Origin of the sequence: Pseudoalteromonas luteoviolacea NCIMB 1944 (assembly GCF_001625565.1) — a bacterium.
Taxonomy (GTDB): domain Bacteria; phylum Pseudomonadota; class Gammaproteobacteria; order Enterobacterales; family Alteromonadaceae; genus Pseudoalteromonas; species Pseudoalteromonas luteoviolacea_F.
This window is the reverse complement of record NZ_AUXS01000026.1, coordinates 83,836-104,939: the sequence shown is the minus strand read 5'-3', so window position 1 is coordinate 104,939 and position 21,104 is coordinate 83,836. Positions and strand designations below refer to the sequence as shown.

The window sequence follows — 21,104 nt, the reverse complement described above, 5'->3', positions numbered from 1 at the left end:
TGAAATCAATACATGAGAATATCAAAGGAGTTATGAAATGTTTATTATTCAATTAAAGTTATCAGACAACAAATCCCGAGCCAAAGACTTTATGGAAGGCCATAAAGAGTGGCTTCAAGCGGGGTTCGATACGGGCGTTTTTATGTTATCTGGAAGCTTACAGCCTAACGCAGGTGGTGGCATTATCGCAGTAAACGTGTCTAAAGAAGAAATTGAAAGAATAGTCGCGGAAGATCCTTTTGTTATTGAAAATGTAGTTAAGTCTGAAATCATCGAGTTGACCCCATCTAAAGCGGATGAACGCTTGTCTTTTTTATTAGATTAGTCAGTAGTATAAGGTAAGAAATAAGTTTGGGCAGACATAAACTTCCTTTATCAGATGCAGGGCAATTGATACATACACCAAAACAGCAGGCTTGTGCTCGTTCGTCGCTAAGTTTAGCCTGCTATCTTGCATCAGAGTTAAGCTTGCTGAGAAATATGGAGTAACGCAAGCCCAAATTGCCAAAGAATTGGTATAAGTGCGCGGCAAGTATCGAGCTGGAAGCGCTTATTTAAACTACTCTCCGATAAGCAGTTTAATACCTTAGATGATGTAGGCCATTACAAAGAGTAATACGAAGAGCAGCAACGTCTTCACAAGTATACTGTGGCGAAACTTCACAACAACGAACCCAAATCAAAAATCAAAGACGGACATCACTTATGTGTGGATATGACAGAGCTGCCCATTACGCAAGCAACGAATATAGCTACAACAACAAGAGGTGTGACGCTAGGGCTAATCATTCACCCAGAAAGAAGCGCAATGCAATCAATGAAAAATAGATAACAAACTACGTGAATTACCTTGAAAGGTTAAGCGTTTAGCGAAGTTTGAGCCCCAAAGGCAACTGCTGGGATTAAGCGGCGATAGAGTCTTGTTATACGAGATTGAAAGTTGAATTAATCTATGTGAAGAATTCTCAGTCGATAGCAAAAGCGCGTTCAGGTATATTTGGGTACAAGCAGTATTTAATAGGCGCAAAAGAAGACATTTTGAAAATGACGGGTTGAGCCCTGTCGAATTTGAGAGCGAGCGCGAAAGCGGTATAGATAGGTGTTTATTTTTATTGACAACACCAGCTTTCAGGTAATTTATTTCTGATAGTGCCACTGATTTTTAAAATAATATGGATATGTGAGCAATGAGAATTTTATTTACTTTAGTACTAGCGTTAGGGTTTGTTAGCGGGTGCTTAACAGTAAACAGCAGCCGTCAAGCAGACACGCTAGAAGGTGAGTGGCAATTAGAATTAGAAACACTAGTTATAGGCGACCAGAAATACACCACCTTCGATGGTAAAAGTCGTGAAATGATTAAAATATTTACTGATAGCCATTTTGCGTTTTCAAGTATTGGTAATAACCGACCAAGGTTTAGCTCGTTTCAACTGACGAAAGAACAAAAAGTTGTAGCGTTTGATAATTTTGGTGGTTCTTTGGGTCGCTATAGCTACGAAGATAATATATTGACGGAACATATCGAATATTCCAGTTTTCCAAATTATGAGGGGGTATCCATTCCTTTCAAAATAACAATAACGGGTGACACTATGGTTCAAGAAGGAACCTATCCGCTTATTGAGCTTGGTCTAGGGGATCAAGACGGATATTTACGTGCGACTTTCAAACGTATTAAATAGGCATTAAAAGCGTTGTAAATAAAACATAACCAAAACCAAGAACAGCATGGGACAGGCACAAATCCATTTAACGACAGACTTAAGCTCTATCAGCCATCAAAAAGGCCAGGTTAAATATTGCTCATACTCTTACTGTTCAGATCAAATTAAAGAACGGCTGAAGATTTTGACAGATCTAGAGCCGTTGTAATTATTTACCTAATGTTTGGCATTGTTCGCCTAGCGAGGTCTACAGGAAAACCGCGCTCTTTTGCAAGATATTCTGCCCGTTGAGCAATTTGCTGCTCTGTTATATCACTAGTTGCAGAAGTATCAACAAAAGCACTGTGACAGTATTTTGAGTATCTGCCAGTTAATAAGCCAAGTTCTACGAGCTTATCAATGATAGTGTTTGCAGCCGGCAGGGCAGATGATGCCTTGACGATTTCACATCGCGCATAGCTATTTGATTGAAAAGCAACATCGGCAACTCGTAATGTCGCATCTTCCCCCGGTATCTGCTGCGCACCATACATCGGACGCCCGCCAATATCAGCACTATTAAACGCAGGGATAAAGCCAGCTACTTTTTCAATGGCTTTGGTGGTTCTTTCATTAATTACCTGCTCGTCCCACTGATGATTGACTTTGTCGATGTATTTGTTCGGTAACTCTGGCTGGGCACTTTCTTGCTTCGACGAGACTAAGCCATCTTCAAAAAGGGTAATGTCAGGTGTCATTGCATGTATTTGAAAATAACCGTTAGGGTAGGGGGTTAATTGGGTCATGCCGTTTTTAGTGCCTCGAGTACCATGAAAAATAACTTCAGGCCAATTAGTCTGCTCGTTGTTCCAACGGCTAATGTAAGCGGCTTTAAATTCAACCATACGCTGTGGCTTAAGCCCTACCATATCATCGATAGTACCTGTTCTAAACCCACACGCATTGATTAAATAGTCAACTTCAAACGTTTCGTCTGAACCCGAGCGTTTTGTCTCTATATGCCATTTTTGAGCACTGTTTTGCGTAACTGAAGTGACCTGAGTGTTTGTCAATAACTCACAATGCTGGCTGTTTTCTAGGGCCAAACTGGTCAATGCTGCTAGTCTAAAAACGCTAATGCCATATTCTTGCACCAAAAACACGGGAAACTTAAGCTGAGTTAAATCAGTTTGTTTAGCAAAAGCTATCATCCATTCGTCAGGAGTTTTTGGCTGCTTTGGCACGGTTAATTGCGACAGCCTTTCGAGGTCTGAACGTTTGTATAGCCTAAAGTACTCTGATGCCGACCCCAAAATATCGTTTTGTGGATCTGACGCGATTAGTCGCTGATACTCTTGCTGAAGCACTGTTAGCCTTGATACAACGTCGCTTGGCTCTCCTTTATCGTGCGATGGTACCGCTACGATTGTTGGTCTGTAATCGATAGCGTCTTGATATAGTTTTGCAGTGTTGATCGATTGTTGTAACAGGTCGATACATTGTTGGTCTGATATTTCTCTATATAAATTGCCGCCAGCGTGAAGATGACACATTGGTGGACCATTAACTAGGCTACTTTCTTTTTCAAAAAGTAATACATTGGCGCCTTGTTGGCTTAGTTTTAATGCGATAGTGGCACCGCCAATACCACCGCCTATGATTCCTACGCGGGTATTGGCGTGCTCAAAGTGTTTATTTAGCATGTTCTAGAAAGTAATTGAAATGATAAAACGATAAACCTTGGGAAGGTTGATACTCTTAATGTGTAGGTTCCGTTATTGGAACTAGGGCTTCAATGATATCTGCAAAGTTATCTAATACCAGTGATGCGCCATGACTGTTAATGTCTTCACCATGATTATATCCATAGGTTAAACCGATGCTTTGCATGCCTGCCGCTGTCGCTGCAAAAATATCGTTTTTCGAGTCACCTATCATTAAGCACGACGAAGGGGAAACGCCAAGAGTTTCACATACATAAGTTAGTTGCATTGGATCTGGTTTGCGTTTTGGCAGGCTGTCACCGCCTACAACCATTTCGAAAAAGTCATTTAAACCTAAATGTTTCAAGATCGGGCGAACAAACTGTTCTGGTTTGTTTGTTACAATCACCAAGCGATAACCGCTGCTATGCAGAGACTCTAATGTGCTTTTTACATTAGGATATAGTGTTGTCTCAACGCATACATTCTGGTCATAGAATGATAGAAATTTTGAAAGCGCTTTTTCGACGTAAGTGGTATCTAAATCAGGGGCAATATCAATACTGCCTGATAATGCTCTTTTGGTTAACACCGCTGCACCGTTACCAACCCAACTACGAATAGTTTCTGTAGGGTAGGGGGTCATGTTTAATGCGTTTAGCATTTGATTAATACTGAGCGCCAAATCTGGCACACTGTCGATTAATGTTCCATCTAAATCAAATAGCAATACGTCTTTGTTGGTGAATTTCAATGTAAATTCCTACTTTCTAATGTTTGCCCTAATTCAAATCCGCGCTAGTGTATCTTTAAAAGGACTAGCATTCTATGGTTTACCTAGCTAAATTTTTGTCTTTGTGTAGCCTTGTTAGGTTACCTGTCTTTAATATTAATTATGTTATGGTGGTCTCATGCCTTTTATCGAAAAGAGGGTGTTATACGGCTTCTTTGCATATACGGTTCAAAAATAGTGTGAATATTAGTTTTCCCTATAAAAAGCAATAAGCTGCATGGGGTAATCAAGTTTATTCGGATAGAGAGCCTAATCCAGCTCGACAGCTTAAAACAATGCTAACCAAGTAGGCAGTTTTTTTGCAGGATGTTTTCGCTTCGCCAAAAATTTTATCCATACATTATCAATCCCTTAGAATGGCGCTGTATGCATCCAATAGATGGATTGTCGCTTCCAGAGAAAAACCATCTTAAAGTCATAAGAACGTCAGGTCTTTTCTCCCGATTAAACTAAACTGACTGCCACTCTAATCAGCTTCAAATAAGGACAAATCATGAAGCATATTTGCATTTCAGTTACCCTGCTGTTTTTGGTTCTAACTATGAGCAGCAAAAGCCATAGTCAAGTTATACGTTTAGCCCCTGTAGGCCCTTATTTTGGGCAAAAACCGCCAGGTTTAACTCCCGAAGTGTTTGCGCCTGATATTGTTTCCTCAGAACATCATGAGTGGGGCGCTGTGTTCACTCCCGACATGAAAGAGTTCTACTTTTCTAGGAAAAACAAAAAAAGTAAAAAAGAGTCTCACTTTGTTCTTAAATTCGAGAATAATCGATGGCACGAGTCGGAAGTAGAGCGAGGGGTGGGCGGGTCTATCTCTCCTGATGGTAAAACTATGTATTATACAAATAAATATAGGGAGCGAATCGATGGTGGATGGTCCGGGTTAAAAAGTCTCGGTTCTGAGTATGAAGACATCGACATCATGGCCCTTACGGTTTCCTCAAAAGGCACTTATTTTTTTGATGAATATCGTAGAGGGGGAGGAGGTCTTCTTCGATATGCTCGTCTGATCAATGGTAAACGTGAAGCACCAAAACCCCTCAGCAAAGAATTTAACACCGGAATAGTGAATATCCATCCCTTTATTGCACCGGATGAGTCTTATATTTTGTGGGATAGCAGAAGAGATGGCGGCTATGGTGGTAGCGATATCTACGTTAGTTTTCGACAAGAAGACGGCTCATGGGGGGCTGCCATTAACTTAGGAGATAAGATAAACACGAGTACCTCACAAAATGGAGGATACGTAACACCAGATGGCAAATATCTTTTCTTTAATAGCCCTGATAAATCAGGAAATGGAGATTTTTACTGGGTAGACGCGCAAATTATTGAGAAACTTAGACCGAAATGATAAATAATATGGCTACCGCAGTAAGCGCGACTCGCGTTGTAAGCTCCCCGTTTTTTGGTAATTATGAGTAAAAAAGTAAAGTACATAATATCCTTTTGTTTATTAGTAGCCATAGTCATTAAGTTTGGCCCTATATTGTGGGGCATTTACTTAATTGATAAATCAAAGAGCGAGGCGGGCGGAGATAAGGTCTTTACTGGGCTAGTTACTGTCACATTTAAAAAAGTTACCTCCAAGCCTTCAAATCAATTTGATTTGGGCTTTCTTTCAATTGGACTACCAGATGGCTTTGTGGATGATAAGTTAGACGAATTTAAGCCAACAATGCATTCTTTTTCAGCAGAAGCAGAAACTGAGGAGTCAATTACCATTTCGGATATGTCGTTAGAGGATATGCATACTGGTTATTTAGTTTCAAGTTTAAAACGTGGTAATACTGTTGGAATTGATTTTATTAACAGTGAATTAGGACTGTTTTTAACTTTAACTAATTTAAAGCCGGATAAGGTTAATGTTTTGAGCTCTCTATTAGAAGTAAGCCAGATGGTAGTGCTGTTAAAATTGAGAAGTATTTTTATATATGGGAAAGAAAAGGAGTTTTATTACTTCAGAGTGGATGATCATCTAGAGGCAATCCAGCTGGTTGAGAAACAGGATAAAGGTCGAATTTTACTATTTCACAATAAAAATTGGTTGGCGGAAATATACTATCAATCTCTAACACAAGAAAGTCTAGACGTACTACTTTCAAATATTCAGGTAAAGTAAAAAGCTTGTAACAAACACTTAAACCAAAAAAGTCTTAGTCATTAAATTTAGCCAGTATTTATGTTCCACTTGTTTGGCATTATGAAACCAACGAGGTAACCTGTGATAAAAAAGAGAGTATGCTGGGCGCTTGGAGCCTTGCTTATTGCCGTATTGGTCTTAATAGTGATGCCACAATTCATGAATAAACATTATTGTGACAGCGTTCCTCCTAAAGAAGTGCGTGATATAGCAGCGTTAGAAGCGGCTATAAAAGTGTATTATATAAATCATCAAACTTACCCTCATACCCTATCAGATTTGATTGGATCTAAAGTGAGTATTATTAATTCAATACCTTTAGATAGTTGGGGGAACGAGTATAAATATAATAATCCTGCTAAGGTCTCCAATAAAAGGTTTGAGGTTATTTCACTAGGTGCAGACAACAAAATAGGCGGCGAGGGTGATAATCGAGATATTTTCTTGATCAATTAGTTAGCCGATTTTACTGACGTTATGTAACGGTTGGGCCATATGAAATCAAAGATCAACTTTTGTGGAGAAGTTATTACTCTCTTTGCAACAACCAATGATAAAAATTGGGGTAGAGGACTCGAAATAGGTTTTAGGTATAATGGCATTGATTGCAAAGTTGGCTTTTACTGCCACCCCGAATTTGATAATTTTGACAGCTGCAATACCCTTTCGCATGAAGAGCTGTTCGAGAGAGCCGTTTCTATAGTAGGTTCTGATGAGTATAGTCAAAAGATCTTAGAGGCTTCTACTAATGGCCTGTGTTTACTCCTTGCGTTGAATGGCGTGAACATTACATAACAAATTATTCAAAAGTGTGGAAAACACTTGGCTTTTGCTCCACCGCCGCTTATTTGAGCCTGCTCAGACTGCATTATCCTTTTCGGAAAGTAAAATGAAGTACATTGTTATCTCAGACGATAAAATAGATTTTAAAGCTAGTAAGTGGTTATTGGAGGGGGCGGTTATTGCAGGCTGTGATCGTTTTTCTTTAGACTTCGATTCTGTTTCTTGCGCTACCAGCATACGTCACAAAGAAAAATTACGACAAGAACTTGAACCCTATTATATGGGAGAGGCGGTATTAGAAAAGCTTGTTGTGTGTCGTCCAAACCCATTTTTTCAAAAACAAGAAATCTGGAAATTAAACAGGGACAGTCAAAAAATTATTATGTCTCATATGGGGCGTAACTTATTGGACTGGAACAAAGCCATCAATTCAGGAATACTTAATTGGCGCTTTTACATAAAGGAGAAGTTACGAGCAGGGTCTGCATATCAAGACGACTACTTTATATTCTATGGTATACCAGAATTCGTTTTAGAGGTGCTTAAAGAAAAAAACGTATTAATAAGTGAGGGTAACGCGATACAATAGCCAATTAAGTTCACGGCTGTAATCGCCTTGCTTAGCTACGTTTAGCAGTTTAACGCATCGTGGTCAGCCCTTTATTGAAGCGGAGTGAGTATCTAAGGAAGTTTCGACATGTCGAAGATTGATGACCCGTTTTATAGCCAAACCTTTTAATCCGTTACGCGGATATCAATTGGATTCGTAAAAATTGAGTATATATTTTGAGCCAGTAATAAATACAAGTATTGACCACTTATTATCTCTAATCCCTTTTTTAGTAGTGCTGTTTTTGGTCATTAAGTTTCCTGTTATAACTCAAGTTGCCTCTGATATAACGAAAACTAAAAGAACAACCTTGGTGGGAGCCTTTGTGGCTATATGCCTGTTGGCTATCTCAGCTGAAATCTCTCAATATCATGAGAAAGTTGAAGTAAGAAATATTATTGAAAACAAAGAGTTTCAGCAAGTTCAAGGCTGTATTAGCAACTATGAATCACGCAAACCTAAAGCGGGCACCTTGATTGAGTCATTTAGTATCGAAGGGGTGGAATTTTACTTTAGTAATCATGATGCAGGGCCATATTTTCATGGGGGGTTGCATAACGATAACTTTTTCAAAAACGGCCGATGTGTTTCCATTGATTACATATTAGATGGAAATAAAAATAAAATCTTGAAAATTGTTAAGTTAACAACAGCTTAAAGTCGGATTCGTCATGATGACCCATTGTGCTTGGCTTTACATTTAGGCCTATAAAAATTCCTCGTTTAAAGTGTTAGCAACTTAGAGATAAATATGCGTTATTTTTTAGCTTTACTGACATTACTTTCAAATATGTCATTGGCATGTACAGTAGAAAGTAGAAGTTATACCGAACTTGTTTCACAGGCTAAACAGGTTTTCATCGGCTCAGTTGTTGAAATTCATTGGAGTGATTTTGAAAAACATGTACGAAAACATTCGCCAGTAGAAAAAGAAGAAGTCATTATGTTGAAGGGCGGAGGATATACTTACAGAGCTATTCCACATAAAGTATGGAAAGGTCAGCTTAATGCGTCTTTAAGGCTTCGCGGTGGCTATTGTAATGGCGCGTTTGTTGATGGTGGCGAAACGTATTTAATAATGACATTCGATGATAGCTCAGAGTTAGGTAGTAAAACCTTTCCGCTTAATCCTGAACTAATAAAAATTGTGAAAGCAGAGCTATCAAGTAACTAAAAAATGCTTCAACTCGGGGCGTTATATTCTCATGGAGGCTTATGTACTCTGAACCATGGAATGACATTGAAGATTATGGTTCTTCACACAAATTAGCACTATTGGCAGAAATAGTCGCGGAGCTTTCTATTGGTCATGTATTGTATGGTAAAAATATAGAAATCCTTGCAAAGCGAGAAGATAGAGATGATGTTTTGGTCAAATCTGAAGGTAAGTATTTTATTGTTCATTTAACTTGGTCAAACAGCAAAGAAGCATTACCGTATCCAAAAACAGAGCTTTATGACTCGGTTGAGTTACTTCGCAAGAAGCTTAAGAAAGATACCTATGACTTTTGAGTATTCAAGTGTTTAGCATATCAGTCAAACCGTTGAAGCAAAACAGCAGGTTTGCGCTTATGTATTTTTAATTATGTTTTGCTTTTTATACTGTTCAAGGCACACATTAATATAAAGGTGAACATTTGAGTCAGCAATGCAAAAAATGTAATAGTAAGATCAATCCTATAAAGCTTGAGCCAGGCCATTATTCACACTTTAAATGTCCTGTTTGTGGTACAGATGTATCAAGCAATAGGGGTAACGGTTATCTTGCTCTAATTGTCATTGGTTTAATTGCTTGGGCTTTAGCATTTGCTTATCACCATTTGACGTAAGAGTTTCAGTAAACCCAAGTATAAATGTTTTATTGTATAGTTAGGCTTTAAGGATGGATTATGTTTTTAGCAAAATATAAAAAGAAGAGAGCAATAAGAAGTTACATACTCCGTCTAGGTAAAGACCTTTCGAGAAGGTATGGCAAAAGCAAAACTTATACAGCTGGACAAGTTGAAAAAACTGTTCATGACGAAGGTTATAACTGGAGGCATATCTGTTACGCCCATGCTTTATATACAAGTATGAAACAGTTCAATAAATGGCATGACGAACGTGGCGAAAGTTGTGACTATAACGAGATGCGAGAGGAGGTGTCAGATACATTTTTTGGCGGTGATATATCGTATATTGAGTCAGGTAGCTTTTGTGATGATTCCGCGGGAGGAAGTGGTGGTGACGGTGGGGGCTCAGATTAACCCAGGCAAGCTATTTAAATTAGGAATATAACAGTTGGTTGTATTCCTCGGTTTTCAGCAAAAATTCTAACAAATAAAAAGTGCGGTTATTAAGTGGCTGGCTTTAATCACAAAACATAAATATTAGCATGCTATTTTTTACAGTTGTGACGACTAGTTTCAATCGTTATTTTATCGGCCTTTACAGAGAATTCAGAGCAACGGATGCTTCCTCTTATAGATAATTAATCACATGATAATTGGAAGAGCATTGGCATTTTATGATTCTAACGAGTCCAACATTTATATCTATGCGCTGGTCAGAACTTATTTAATAATGGCGTTAAAAGCTTGGCAAGTACTCATTTATTGGTTAGTTTTAATAAGTCATATAGGATAATTCTGTACAGTATATTAAGACGTTGTGTTATAGGGGAAACTATGATTTATACGACAACCGAAACAGTTCCTGGAAGAGAGATTGAAGCGGTTTTAGGCATCGTCAATGGCAATGTGGTTCAGTCGAAGCATGTTGGCCGAGATATTATGGCGGGTCTAAAAGGTATTGTCGGAGGCGAGCTTAAGGGCTACACCGAGATGTTGGTTGAAGCGCGAAATATAGCGGTTGAACGATTAATCGAAAATGCGGAAAAATTAAATGCAGACGCCATAGTAGGAATACGATTTACAACAAGCTCAATCACTGATGGGGCATCAGAAATACTGGTGTTTGGTACAGCAGTAAAACTTCGATCATAACGACCAATTTAAGTTTATTAACAGTGTTCGATATCACTAGTTTGAGCAGGCTTAATGTTTTACAGCACGATAGTTTTGGTAGAAAAGTGACCATGTTCACACATGATATAATTTTATATTTCAATATGGTAAAGCAAAGTGCAAGATGCAAAAGTAAACTGTAACAAATGTGATGTGCTCATTTTAACGAGCACATTTAATAAGTCTGGCGGCTTTTGTATGCCTTGCTTTATGAAGCTAAATGATGGGCTAAGGCCATCTGAGTTAAACGCTCTGAAAGATAGAGGACTTTTTGAATTTTTTATTCGATGGAATGCTTTTGTGAAGAAGGGGGGGGCAAGTGTTAAAGGTAACGGGAGAATAATTGACAAGTTAAGTCATTGGTTACCAGTTATAAACGCATCAATATCCGGGTATCTTCGTTGTGGCAAAGGCAAATTTGACGGCCAAAAAAACTCAGATTACCTTGTTAAGTTAAAAGCCGCTAGTGAAGGAGACATTTTGTTGTTTCTAACAGAGATTGAGCGATTCAATAGCGAACTAGTAAAAGCGACAAAAACACTATAAGTGTGATTTATAAACGGAAACCCTCCATGCAAATCGTGAGTTTTTGTTCGATAAAATACTAAAATGGACTGAAGAGAACTCTTGAACTCTAGGTCTGATGGAACTGGAGTAGGTGAGGACAAGGGCAAAAACCACAGAAACAAGTTGGTAGCGTAAGGTGACTAACTATGAAATTAAGCGGTAAGAAAAAAGACCTGTATAGGCGGGTAGATGAAATTCTTCATTACCTTTGGGACCCGATAAGAGTGTCCGATACCCCTCTTGCTCGAGATGAATATCACTCTTACCTTCCAAAGGTTTTCAGTTTAGTCATCTCAGACAAAAAGCATCACGAAATCTCCGAGTATTTAGTAAAAATAGAGTCTGGCTCAATGGGTATATCGCCAAATATCGATAAAGCGACTGAAATTGCAAAATTACTCATAGAGACAAGGGAAGCAATGTTGGAGTAAGTGAATTTAGAAGTTACTCAAGAGGGAGAAAATACTCGGGTTTTACTCTTTCTTTGCTTATTATCGTATAGGCCAGTGCACTGATGAAAAATCGTTAATTTGTATAAGAAGCACTGTGAAAGCTTCAGCTATCGTTTCATTTTTATTCATTGAAAGGCCGCCTCATGGTTTTTGGTATACAGCTAATTCATGGGCAAGGGATCACTATCTTGGAAACGTTGATACCAGTTGTAGGCTGATTTTTGAAGATGGGCTAGAAGCGTTTGATGGTGATACTCTTGAGTTTAAAATGGTTGGCTGTTAAATGAGCATATGAAGGCGAGGTCGAAAGTTTGGTTGATCCTCATTCTTCGCTGAAGATAGCCAAGTAGTATTAGCAATTCATATAGAAACTAGGTGTACATGTCGAAGTTGAAGCGCGCATTATATATTTTTGAGTTTGTAGTAGGTTTTGCTCCATCTATACTCCTTCTCACATTAGGTCTGATATTTAGCCCTGCAATCCTACTTGGGTTGTTCTCAGGCCAACCATTATCTATATTGGTCTTTTTTTTAGTCGCTGGTGGCTTGGTAGGCTTTTGGGGTGCAATAAGCTTACTTGGTTTAACACTGTATCCTGAACAAGAAAATACACACCCTACAAAACTAAAAATATATTTAGTGTTAGGTGCTTTATCTTCAGTAGTTGCAAGTTATTCAGTGAGTGTTATCAACATATATTTATTACCTTTTACCGTTACGCCTTTGTTTGTAACGCTACATTTGGCATTTATACAAAGGCACCATTTGAATGGCAGTACAATAGCCTAGTAGTTTAAAGGGGAAGGTCACTCGGGTTTATTCATTTTTCGCCAATTTCACTTATGCATTAGTGCTCATCAACAGAGCTTTGCATGAACAAGGAGAGTCACTTCACTATACTTTTATTACATTGCTTTAAATACGGTTTATCTGTTGTTTCAAGGTTTCAATGAGTGTTGAAAAAGCTAAGTTCATGCGGTAATTGGCCGAGGGTTAGGTATTTTGGTATTCGGGCAACTTGTCACGATTAATCTTATGAACTACTCAGTAAACAGGTTAGGTACTGAGAGTTTTCAGTAGTGCAGTATAGGCATTATTGCATGCAATATGTTCCAATTGGTGTTATTTATACTAAGATCGCTTGTTACATTGCAGCAAGAGCATATGAAGATACAAGAAGTATGAATGTAAAAGCCGTTCACCGATGTTGGCCTTTTGGCACAGATGTTATTTTTGGGTCTTGTTAGCTTTAGATAATTTGTGACGGTAGATAGCAGTGTAAGCGAAAATATAGTGGGAAATAGTATTTTTTTGACTTTGTAAGTTGTTTTATTTGAAGTCAATTGCTTGTACTATTTATGTGCATGTTTACTTTAAACTTTTTGTAACGGGTTTATGGTTTTAATAATGCTTTAATATGAAAAATTGATTTCTTGAAAAATATTATAAAAAACTAACTATGGAGAGGATAATGAAATTATTTGGATTAGCAGCTTTACTATTTTTGTCAGTACCTTCGTTTGCGAATGATTGGAGTCAGGCTACGAAAGTTGCAGAGATCAATACCGGCTACACCGGAGGCTTTATTTTGTTTCGTACAGAAAAAGCACATCACAATCCTAAAAACTGTGATGCAGCTTTTTATGCTGTTAGACAGGGGGATGCCGAAGTAGACCAAATACTGTCAGTCCTTTTAGCAGCACAAAAAAGCGGTGGCTCAATTCAGGTTGGTGTCAACTCAAGTAAATGCGATCAACATGGGCGGATCTCAGTGACTAGAATTAGAAGCTTGCCGTAACTTCAGTAAATTGTTCAGCTTTACTTCGTGATATAGGGGTAAAGTTGAGCAATACTGCGATATACCTCAGTGGTTATGAGATTAAAATTTAACTCAAATCAATTGAATTGCCTTGGTGCACAAGACTTAAAACCATAAAGTGTTTGTAGCTTACTCTAAGTTAAATTAATTACCTTTATTTAGCTTCAATTTGTTATAATTTAAAGCCTTTTGAAAAAGTGTGACATGCTTAAATTATGAGTATCTACGAAGAAAAATTGGAAGGTCGAGAGTTTGACTGGTTCGCTATAGATGGCGAAGGAAACATAGCTCTATTTGCTACGGCGGGCGAAGGCACAATCCCCAACTTGGTTATTGAAAACTATGCCGAGCATGATGCTATTGCGGTGCAATTGGAATCTCCAAATTTGGGAAGCTCTGAAGTTTGGTCTGATTTTGCAAAGCTTGGGTTTTTTGTCTTCGATTGGGATTTGCATGGTGGCCCTTATAAAAGGGAGCAAAAGCCTACGAGCACTATGAGCGTACAATTGAGAAATACAATAATGGCAATGGGGAGTATTCCTTCGTTGCCAGTCAAGTTCACGGAAATAACGGAGTTGGTAGTTGGGCGCACATTAAAGTAAACGGAAGCACTGTTTTAACTTACCAAGCTCGAGCCGTCACAGTTATCGTGATAGCGTTTTTCTTTGGCGCAATTCACAATCATCCCTTTGCTCCAGCCGCGATGGCCGGCTGCATCAATACTTACCAATAACTATTTGCCCGGCTATTTTAGTTGTATGGATAATAGTTGAAGTGCACAATGCAACAAAATAGCTTAATAAAAAGGACAACACAGTTTGCTGTTTTCATTTTTGAACACCTATGTAACAAATCTCTGCCTTATTAAGACTTTAGATTCAAATTAGGAGCGAAACATAAAATGAAATATCTACTCATTCCGGCGGCAACTCTGTTGATGGGAGGATGTGCCAGCACATACTCGCCAGTACCTGAAAACTACTCAGGCGCAATATCTAAATTTGAAAGTACACAAAAAAGACACAGCGAAGGCAAAGCTGATTTGTTTTACCTTGAAAAAGTAGATGGTAAGAGAATACACAATAGCGCAGCTGCAACACGCTCAGCTACCTATGGCCAAGGTTTTGCACTTACAACCGAACATGTCGTAACAGATACTCCCTCTTCGATGGCTACGTTTACAATCAAAGGTAGAACTCTGTATGCCGCGCCAATTCAGGCAATGACAGGCACTGTTTATGAAGTTACTGGTGATGTTACATTTTCACCAGAGCCAGATATTACATACATTGTCAGAGGCGAGTTAGGCAAAGCATATTCAGCAGTATGGATAGAAGAAAAAGGTAGCGGTAAAGTTATTCTGAAAAAAATAGAAATAAAAGGTGATTCAGAACTAGGTTTTTTTGAGAAATAAATATAAGGGCTACGCGTTCGGGACACGCTACGTTGCGAGTTCAGACCGCGCAGCCTGTTAGGCGTTATTTAGGAAGTATTGATATCTCGCATTAGCAGAACTTTCCAGATGAATTAAGGCACTGCACTTAATAAATTATTGGTGAAGGGATTGACATCTAACTTTGGGTAAATGATTGGCGAATTATACCAATAACGCAAGCGCCTAAAGAGGTATTAAGACTTGATATCAATAGTTTATAGGTTTTTCTTCGTTCAAGCGTTGCATGCGTTTGACGCACTTTAAGGCCGCGTTTTAGGAATAGCCATGAATAGATACAACCGCAACAAACGGTACGATGAAGCAAGAAAAAAGGTGTTTTGGTTATTGCCTTTAGCTGTTGCTTTTGCGGTTTTTTTGCATATTTATGGTTCAATAAATCCAGGAATTTCGTGTTTAATAGCAATACTGACGCTGGGAGTGGTTGTTTTACTAATTCAGTTTTTATTAAGCCTAAAATATAAATTAATGAAAACGCAGTTTGGAGAATACGACAAAGCGGTTAATGTGAGGAAATACACGTTGGCATTAGTGCTTTGCTTTATAGCTCTTTGTCTGAATACAATCATGTTGATCATCATAATGACAATGATCATGATATAACAGGCAATTATGAGTGCGTGAAATGGGCAATAGGAATATCTAGGTAACAGCGCTAACTTGCACATGTATGTATCTAACAAGCTGGTTTTGTGAGCAGATGGTTACATCGAGTTTCAAGCCAATAGGACTGATGAACGATTAACTTAATGGGGTCTGCTAAGCAATTATATTCACTTAATATCAGCTCAAAAGTGTCAATTTAAAGCGAAGGCACAATATGTACAGAGTTATTTTGATTTATTGTCGAGGACTCTAGAGGTGTTTTGAAAGGTATACCAATCAAAGTTTATTAAACAACGACGTAAAAACTGAATGCACTTTATGACTGATAATTTTGTAAAGGTTTAGAGGTCTTGGGCAGTTAATCGGAGAATATAGCCAAAATGATAGTAACTTTTGAGGGTGCGCCTGCTGTAGGTAAAAGCACAATTGCTTCAGCATTAAAAGATAAGCATGGTTGTTATGTAATACCTGAAGTTAATAAACTATTTGGTAAAGATAATCGAGAGTCGGACCTATGGTACTACCAAAAACAAATTGAAAGGTGTCACATTGCGAGTAGCTCTGCTAGCGACGCTATGATATCTATTTTAGATGGTGATGTCTTTCAACCGGTTTGGTTTGGTATAACCTTCCCAGACGAGAACTGGGGATGTTTTGACACTATTGTGAGCTTTTATCGAAAAATGATAGATGAAAAACAAGTGTCATTCCCCAATAAGTACGTCTACTTTCATGTGCCAGAAGCACTCAGAGCTAACAGAGAGCGTGGGCGTTCATCGCTCCTAGGTCGAAGCTCCGAAGAAATAGAAAAGAAAATCATGAGGTTTCAGCGTTTTAGTGCTTTGCATAAAGACTATTTTTCTGATCTGAAAGCGGAGTTTCCAGAGTTGGTTTGTTTTCATGAATCGAACGACATTAGTCGATCAATCGAGAGTGTCTTATCGTGCGTTGATACTCATCAATACAAAGACAGCGATATTTTTGACTTTATGATTGAACGGTGCAGGGTCCGTACGAGAACAATAGAAAATAGGTAAGATAGTCAGCAAGCCGATAGCAACTGATGGCGTTATATATCTGGATAACAATGTAACAGCGTTGCTCAAACTTTAAACCAGCGTTATATTTTACGTGGATCAAGGAGTTTATTTTATGGCTACGAACTATAAATTTAAAAGGCTGAATGCAGGTAGGGATTTTATTGCTGGTAACTTTAACACCCCACTTAACTTATCGGATATGGCGAAGAACGCTCATATGTCCCCTTATCACTTTTTGCGCTCTTTCAAAGATACCTATGGAGAAACCCCTAATGAATTCTTGATACGGCTTCGCGTCGAAAGTGCTAAGAGGATGCTAATTACCGAAAACTTTAGTGTATCAGAGGTTTGCGAGAAAGTAGGCTACATAAGTCTCGGTAGCTTTTCATCATTGTTTTTGAAACAGACCGGTATGGCTCCAACTTTGTATCGCCGTAAGCTGTGGGCTTTGTCAGCTGAGGCCTATCGCTTTCCTTCGCAGGCTATACCAGCGTGTTACGCATATCATTTTTTGGGAAAATAAGTTAAATGAGCAATATTGGAGAAATATCATGTTGATTATTTCTATAAGATAAAACGAGTCAATAATAACAAAGGAATATATAAATGATCACATCTATAGCACATGCAACAATATATGTACTGGATCAGGAAGAAGCGCTTGATTTTTACCAAAATAAGCTTGGTTTCGAGGTTGGTGATGATATGAAAGTAGAAGGTGGCTTTCGCTGGTTAACCGTACACCCAAAATCTAAGCCACAACTTCAATTGGTATTGGCAGAGCCAAAAGAGGGACCTCTGTTCAGCAAAGATGCAGCTGAGAAAATACGCAGTTTAATCGCAGAGGGGGCATTTGGCGCGGGCGTTTTTGAAACTGAAAATTGCCATAAGACCTATGAAGAACTTGTGGCTAAAGGCGTTGAGTTTACCCAGCCACCAACAAAGCAACTCTATGGTGTTGAAGCTATGGCGATTGATAATTCTGGGAACTGGTTTAGTTTGGTTGAGCGCTAAATCAAAGTTTAATGAGTAACGCTTGCAGGGCGTCTTTAGTGGCGTCTCTGTTTATGGCATTCATAGCAATTTGAAGGTTTTCAGGTAGTTTGGAAGAGGTATGTTATGTCGATATTAATATGTCTAGCGGCCATTTGGGCAATTCTAATACTTCGTTCAGGTTTGGCTGAATATAAATACTATCAATCAGTTAAAGAATTAGAGCCTGAGATTTGGGCACAATTAGGCGCACCGAAATACTTTAAAGTACCAGTCGCTTTTGTCTCTTCAAAAGGTGTAAAACTGCTGCAGGGCGCTTCCAATAAAACAGTGCTGGCACTTGCAAGTAAGCACCGTCAGGCGGGTATTCAATTGTTGTCATACGTTGTACTGGTCTTAGTTGCATGCATTGTCTATTTTAAAGTTGCCTAACAAGGCGAGTAAGGATTTGAGTGTTGTAATACTTGTTGGGAAGGGTTGAAGCCGAAGGCCATGGTTTCATGGATATTGTAACTATATCAGTCCCAACTGTCGTGAACAGTTTTCTGTTTGAAAGTATTCAACTTACTTATGGTGAAGTTGCCGTATACTGGATCCCTCTTGATACAAAAAGGCATCACGACCGCATACTTACCACATTAAATGGCTACCCAGCCTCAATTAAGGACTTCGAGTTTTTAGTGAACTATTCAAATGGCACATGCTCTCTTTATCAAGCTGGTTCAATTAACAGCGCATATCGCAAGATAAATTAACAGTTTGAGGAACCAAACAAAATTGAGGTGAAGTGTGGCTTCAAGGTGAGCGCATTTCAGGGTATTCCAACCAGTTTGCAATGTATGCATTTCCTCATTTTAATCTACCTGAGGGCTACAACACTCTTGCTTGGTGCGTAGCGTTCACCATTGATTGGATGTGAGATATTTACGAATATCGAGGACACATTGGAGGCAAATAAAAACTACTTTGTTCGCTTGACTGCAGAGCTGCGAGATTTAGGGCATAAGGTGGTATCATATCGGTTTCTGATCATTATGGTTTTACATTGGTTGAAGAGTCTTTTGCTATTGATGAATTAAAAGAGTCAAAAAACGGATAAAAGCAAAAGTTAGGAGCATAAAGTCGCTGACTTATGTTCCTTGTTTGCCAAACAAGCATTACTAAGCAATTAAATATAAATGAATCAGTAGTGGGTTATTTAATTGCTCAAATTAGGCCCACAATATTTCTACCCCTTATCGAGTATTCACAGAGTATGATTGAACGAGAAAAAATCAAAGATGTACTACCTGTCTTTTTGGAGTATAAAGACCACAGTGATTCGGACATCACTGACAGAATAACACACCATGGATTAAGCTTTGGAGAGGCAGAGCGGATCTCAGCATTCTTACCCAGTGCATTTTGCCGCATAGTTTTGGGTGACAAATTAGAATTAGACTTTCCTAATACCTATAAAGTTGAGGGCAAAGAAGGCGAGTACGCTTATTCAGAAGAGCCTATCTACAAATTGGCCATCGATATTGCCTCAGAAATTTATCACAATGAACCTGAGTTGGCGGACATTTTTAATAGTATTGTAACTCGCAGCGCCGAGTTCAATGCCGTGAATCAAGCGTTAAATAAGGGAAGTGAAATTACCGGTGGTAGCCTTCAAGCTACGACCTATTTTGGCTATAAAACACTAGGCAAAAAGCGAAGCCTGCTCTCAAGAATATTCGGCTAGTAAAACCTAAATGCGCTCTTCTGTTTAAAAACATTGCGGTGACTATGATAAGCTGTGAATAATCAATAGGAAAAAGACGTAAAGTGCTTAATACCCTCAACAAAACAAGGACGAAAAATAGCAGGCTTGTATTCTTTCTCATTCCCTTCAACCAGCAAAGCGAGCGTAAGTCACCTATGAAGCATCTAGTAAGAAACTTAATATTTGTTGCATTACTTATACTTTCGGGAGTATCAGTGGCAGTTGATATTGAGCATCCAATAAATGTAAAGTGGGTTGATGGCTATGCTGTTATCTCTAATGAAAACAAATCTATTGATATCACAATCGACAATGTCGCCTTGCTTTTGAATATTAGTGCGGTCGTTGAGGATGGAAGTACGTACATCATAGCTTATCACTGTACAGCGACTAAGTTTGACGCCAACGCAGAAGTCATAGGCTTATACGCAGGCGAGGTTGATATTGTGACTATCTCAAAAGCACAACTGAGTAAAATTGATTGCGGGTTCGGCATTGTGTTGGAATTGTCATTAGCCAACAAAGCCATAAGTGCGGTTAAAGAGTAGTTATTGGCGTTAGTGAAGTTCCTAGCGACTATTGAATGAAGCTAACCGCCAAGTATCAGATGGACATAAATTTGCTGCTGTTGAGGGTTATAGAGTTAGATTGACTGAGCCGCAGTAAGTTTGACCTCTGTGGTTATTTATCTTTGCATTTTCATCTGGGGTCAATATTGCATTTAATAGTTCTAACCTATGGACAGTTTTTGGTGTAGAGCTTAAGTTAATTGGCAATGAGGTTGTATTAACCATTTTTTGTATTTGAGTTTGTGCACCGTCATGGCGAATGCTTTCCAAACTTTTCAGCGCCGCATACGGCGGGTGTTGATTATACAAAGTGGAGTTTTATATGAAATGGTATTTAGGTGTTGCGTTCGGAGCTCTTTCATTCAATAGCGTATCTGATACGGTCAATATTGAAGCTAAAGGTAATTTAGAAGCACTTTCCCCAGCTCGATGTGTTGAAATGGCAGAGTTGTCTAACAAGCAAAGTCCTGCCGACATATTTCTTGGGGTTGCTGAATGTTTATCAAACAAAGAGTTTGATAAAGCGTCTGAGCTACTCTTGGCTGCACTAGCTTATGGCAAATATGACACTTTGAGGGTTAAAGATAAGTCCGCCCATCAAGCTATCTCGGTGTTACGAATAAACTCACTTTCTCAACTTTCAAAATTGGAGTTAAAAGAGTTTCAAAGCACGTTTGCTGCATTGATGAATAACCCTATTGAAAAGAAAAAACTATGCAATAAGTTGGAAAAACTCGGTATTCCTCAATATATACCTAAGTATATGATACAGCATGGTATCTCAGCCTTTACGGGAAAAGATAAAGGGTTAGCTGATGATTTTGATGCTCGTGCGGCTTGGAGTGAAGTTAAAGCTGAATATGCCAAGTGTAATTATAAACTAACAAGTCATTGAGGGGGTTTGATTGATAGGAAAACTCGTAAAGCTCGTACCACTTATTATAGGCTGTGCATTGGCGTATATTGGTTATAAAAATATTAACTCAGCTCCGGCGGAGCATTTTGGGTGGATTACACTGGTGTTTGGTGGGCTGTTAATTTTAAGCTCCCTCCGTTCGTCGAAGAATAAAACCAGATATAGCATCGAATCTGATCTTGATAGCACTGGAGGAGATGGTGGTTCTTGCGGTGGCGGCGAATAGGCCGCTAAACAAAGGGATATAGGCGTAAGTATT

Annotated in this window: 31 protein-coding genes; 29 read left to right on the top strand and 2 right to left on the bottom strand. The window is 38.7% G+C overall.

The genetic code is table 11. From position 1 onward, the window contains the following. The first annotated feature begins 37 nt into the window (after positions 1–37). Together N483_RS09965 and N483_RS09960 are read left to right on the top strand one after the other, a co-directional pair. On the top strand, positions 38–325 hold the full coding sequence (locus N483_RS09965; RefSeq protein ID WP_023401107.1) for a YciI family protein: 288 nt from the start codon (positions 38–40) through the stop codon (positions 323–325). Positions 326–1,187: 862 nt separating this feature from the next. After that, the gene (locus N483_RS09960) at positions 1,188–1,685 is read left to right on the top strand and encodes a lipocalin-like domain-containing protein (RefSeq protein WP_023401106.1); all 498 of its coding nucleotides are present in this window, start codon (positions 1,188–1,190) and stop codon (positions 1,683–1,685) included. Positions 1,686–1,879: 194 nt separating this feature from the next. Here N483_RS09960 and N483_RS09955 read toward each other — a convergent pair whose 3' ends face one another. Together N483_RS09955 and N483_RS09950 are read right to left on the bottom strand one after the other, a co-directional pair. Continuing rightward, positions 1,880–3,349 (bottom strand): FAD-dependent oxidoreductase, encoded by a 1,470-nt coding sequence (locus N483_RS09955; protein WP_023401105.1) that lies wholly within the window; start codon positions 3,347–3,349, stop codon positions 1,880–1,882. 55 nt (positions 3,350–3,404) lie between these two features. Further along, a complete protein-coding gene (locus N483_RS09950; protein WP_023401104.1) occupies positions 3,405–4,103 on the bottom strand; it encodes a phosphoglycolate phosphatase in 699 nt (232 codons plus the stop codon). A gap of 532 nt (positions 4,104–4,635) precedes the next feature. Here N483_RS09950 and N483_RS09945 point away from each other — a divergent pair. From N483_RS09945 to N483_RS09815, 27 genes are all read left to right on the top strand, one after another. Continuing rightward, the gene (locus tag N483_RS09945) at positions 4,636–5,496 is read left to right on the top strand and encodes a TolB family protein (protein WP_023401102.1); all 861 of its coding nucleotides are present in this window, start codon (positions 4,636–4,638) and stop codon (positions 5,494–5,496) included. A gap of 63 nt (positions 5,497–5,559) precedes the next feature. Next, positions 5,560–6,264, top strand: a complete 705-nt coding sequence (locus tag N483_RS09940; RefSeq protein WP_023401101.1) for a hypothetical protein — start codon at positions 5,560–5,562, stop codon at positions 6,262–6,264. 102 nt (positions 6,265–6,366) lie between these two features. Continuing rightward, positions 6,367–6,741 (top strand): type II secretion system protein GspG, encoded by a 375-nt coding sequence (locus N483_RS09935; RefSeq protein ID WP_023401100.1) that lies wholly within the window; start codon positions 6,367–6,369, stop codon positions 6,739–6,741. A 39-nt stretch (positions 6,742–6,780) separates the two neighbouring features. After that, the gene (locus N483_RS09930) at positions 6,781–7,080 is read left to right on the top strand and encodes a hypothetical protein (protein ID WP_023401099.1); all 300 of its coding nucleotides are present in this window, start codon (positions 6,781–6,783) and stop codon (positions 7,078–7,080) included. Positions 7,081–7,174: 94 nt separating this feature from the next. Continuing rightward, a complete protein-coding gene (locus N483_RS09925; protein ID WP_023401098.1) occupies positions 7,175–7,657 on the top strand; it encodes a hypothetical protein in 483 nt (160 codons plus the stop codon). A 184-nt stretch (positions 7,658–7,841) separates the two neighbouring features. Beyond that, the gene (locus N483_RS09920; RefSeq protein ID WP_023401097.1) at positions 7,842–8,336 is read left to right on the top strand and encodes a hypothetical protein; all 495 of its coding nucleotides are present in this window, start codon (positions 7,842–7,844) and stop codon (positions 8,334–8,336) included. 93 nt (positions 8,337–8,429) lie between these two features. After that, entirely contained in the window at positions 8,430–8,852 is a 423-nt protein-coding gene (locus tag N483_RS09915; RefSeq protein WP_023401096.1) for a hypothetical protein, read from the top strand. 41 nt (positions 8,853–8,893) lie between these two features. Continuing rightward, complete coding sequence (locus tag N483_RS09910) at positions 8,894–9,190, top strand: hypothetical protein (RefSeq protein ID WP_023401095.1); 297 nt, start codon at positions 8,894–8,896, stop codon at positions 9,188–9,190. Between the two features lie 377 nt (positions 9,191–9,567). After that, complete coding sequence (locus tag N483_RS09905) at positions 9,568–9,924, top strand: DUF6559 family protein (RefSeq protein WP_023401094.1); 357 nt, start codon at positions 9,568–9,570, stop codon at positions 9,922–9,924. A 420-nt stretch (positions 9,925–10,344) separates the two neighbouring features. Beyond that, positions 10,345–10,662, top strand: coding sequence for a heavy metal-binding domain-containing protein (locus N483_RS09900; RefSeq protein WP_023401093.1), 318 nt, complete (start codon positions 10,345–10,347; stop codon positions 10,660–10,662). A gap of 138 nt (positions 10,663–10,800) precedes the next feature. After that, positions 10,801–11,229: a hypothetical protein gene (locus N483_RS09895; RefSeq protein ID WP_023401092.1), complete on the top strand. Its 429-nt coding sequence runs from the start codon at positions 10,801–10,803 to the stop codon at positions 11,227–11,229. A gap of 167 nt (positions 11,230–11,396) precedes the next feature. Next, on the top strand, positions 11,397–11,681 hold the full coding sequence (locus N483_RS09890) for a hypothetical protein (RefSeq protein WP_023401091.1): 285 nt from the start codon (positions 11,397–11,399) through the stop codon (positions 11,679–11,681). 115 nt (positions 11,682–11,796) lie between these two features. Continuing rightward, positions 11,797–11,985, top strand: coding sequence for a hypothetical protein (locus N483_RS09885; protein WP_036976986.1), 189 nt, complete (start codon positions 11,797–11,799; stop codon positions 11,983–11,985). Between the two features lie 98 nt (positions 11,986–12,083). Beyond that, positions 12,084–12,491: a hypothetical protein gene (locus N483_RS09880; RefSeq protein ID WP_023401090.1), complete on the top strand. Its 408-nt coding sequence runs from the start codon at positions 12,084–12,086 to the stop codon at positions 12,489–12,491. Between the two features lie 682 nt (positions 12,492–13,173). Then, on the top strand, positions 13,174–13,500 hold the full coding sequence (locus N483_RS09875; RefSeq protein ID WP_023401089.1) for a hypothetical protein: 327 nt from the start codon (positions 13,174–13,176) through the stop codon (positions 13,498–13,500). A gap of 236 nt (positions 13,501–13,736) precedes the next feature. Continuing rightward, positions 13,737–14,123: a hypothetical protein gene (locus N483_RS09870; protein ID WP_023401088.1), complete on the top strand. Its 387-nt coding sequence runs from the start codon at positions 13,737–13,739 to the stop codon at positions 14,121–14,123. A 299-nt stretch (positions 14,124–14,422) separates the two neighbouring features. Beyond that, a complete protein-coding gene (locus N483_RS09865; RefSeq protein ID WP_023401087.1) occupies positions 14,423–14,935 on the top strand; it encodes a hypothetical protein in 513 nt (170 codons plus the stop codon). A gap of 306 nt (positions 14,936–15,241) precedes the next feature. After that, a complete protein-coding gene (locus N483_RS09860) occupies positions 15,242–15,577 on the top strand; it encodes a hypothetical protein (RefSeq protein WP_023401086.1) in 336 nt (111 codons plus the stop codon). 383 nt (positions 15,578–15,960) lie between these two features. Beyond that, the gene (locus N483_RS09855) at positions 15,961–16,617 is read left to right on the top strand and encodes a hypothetical protein (protein WP_023401085.1); all 657 of its coding nucleotides are present in this window, start codon (positions 15,961–15,963) and stop codon (positions 16,615–16,617) included. Between the two features lie 115 nt (positions 16,618–16,732). Then, positions 16,733–17,143: a helix-turn-helix domain-containing protein gene (locus tag N483_RS09850; protein WP_023401084.1), complete on the top strand. Its 411-nt coding sequence runs from the start codon at positions 16,733–16,735 to the stop codon at positions 17,141–17,143. An 83-nt stretch (positions 17,144–17,226) separates the two neighbouring features. Beyond that, positions 17,227–17,634, top strand: coding sequence for a VOC family protein (locus tag N483_RS09845; RefSeq protein ID WP_023401083.1), 408 nt, complete (start codon positions 17,227–17,229; stop codon positions 17,632–17,634). A gap of 105 nt (positions 17,635–17,739) precedes the next feature. After that, complete coding sequence (locus N483_RS09840; RefSeq protein ID WP_023401082.1) at positions 17,740–18,045, top strand: hypothetical protein; 306 nt, start codon at positions 17,740–17,742, stop codon at positions 18,043–18,045. Positions 18,046–18,113: 68 nt separating this feature from the next. Next, complete coding sequence (locus N483_RS09835; RefSeq protein WP_023401081.1) at positions 18,114–18,368, top strand: hypothetical protein; 255 nt, start codon at positions 18,114–18,116, stop codon at positions 18,366–18,368. 500 nt (positions 18,369–18,868) lie between these two features. After that, entirely contained in the window at positions 18,869–19,339 is a 471-nt protein-coding gene (locus tag N483_RS09830) for a hypothetical protein (protein ID WP_155250798.1), read from the top strand. A gap of 236 nt (positions 19,340–19,575) precedes the next feature. Then, entirely contained in the window at positions 19,576–19,908 is a 333-nt protein-coding gene (locus N483_RS09825; RefSeq protein ID WP_023401079.1) for a hypothetical protein, read from the top strand. A gap of 343 nt (positions 19,909–20,251) precedes the next feature. Beyond that, complete coding sequence (locus N483_RS09820; RefSeq protein WP_023401078.1) at positions 20,252–20,824, top strand: hypothetical protein; 573 nt, start codon at positions 20,252–20,254, stop codon at positions 20,822–20,824. A 10-nt stretch (positions 20,825–20,834) separates the two neighbouring features. Continuing rightward, positions 20,835–21,071, top strand: a complete 237-nt coding sequence (locus N483_RS09815; RefSeq protein WP_023401077.1) for a hypothetical protein — start codon at positions 20,835–20,837, stop codon at positions 21,069–21,071. Positions 21,072–21,104 lie beyond the last annotated feature (33 nt).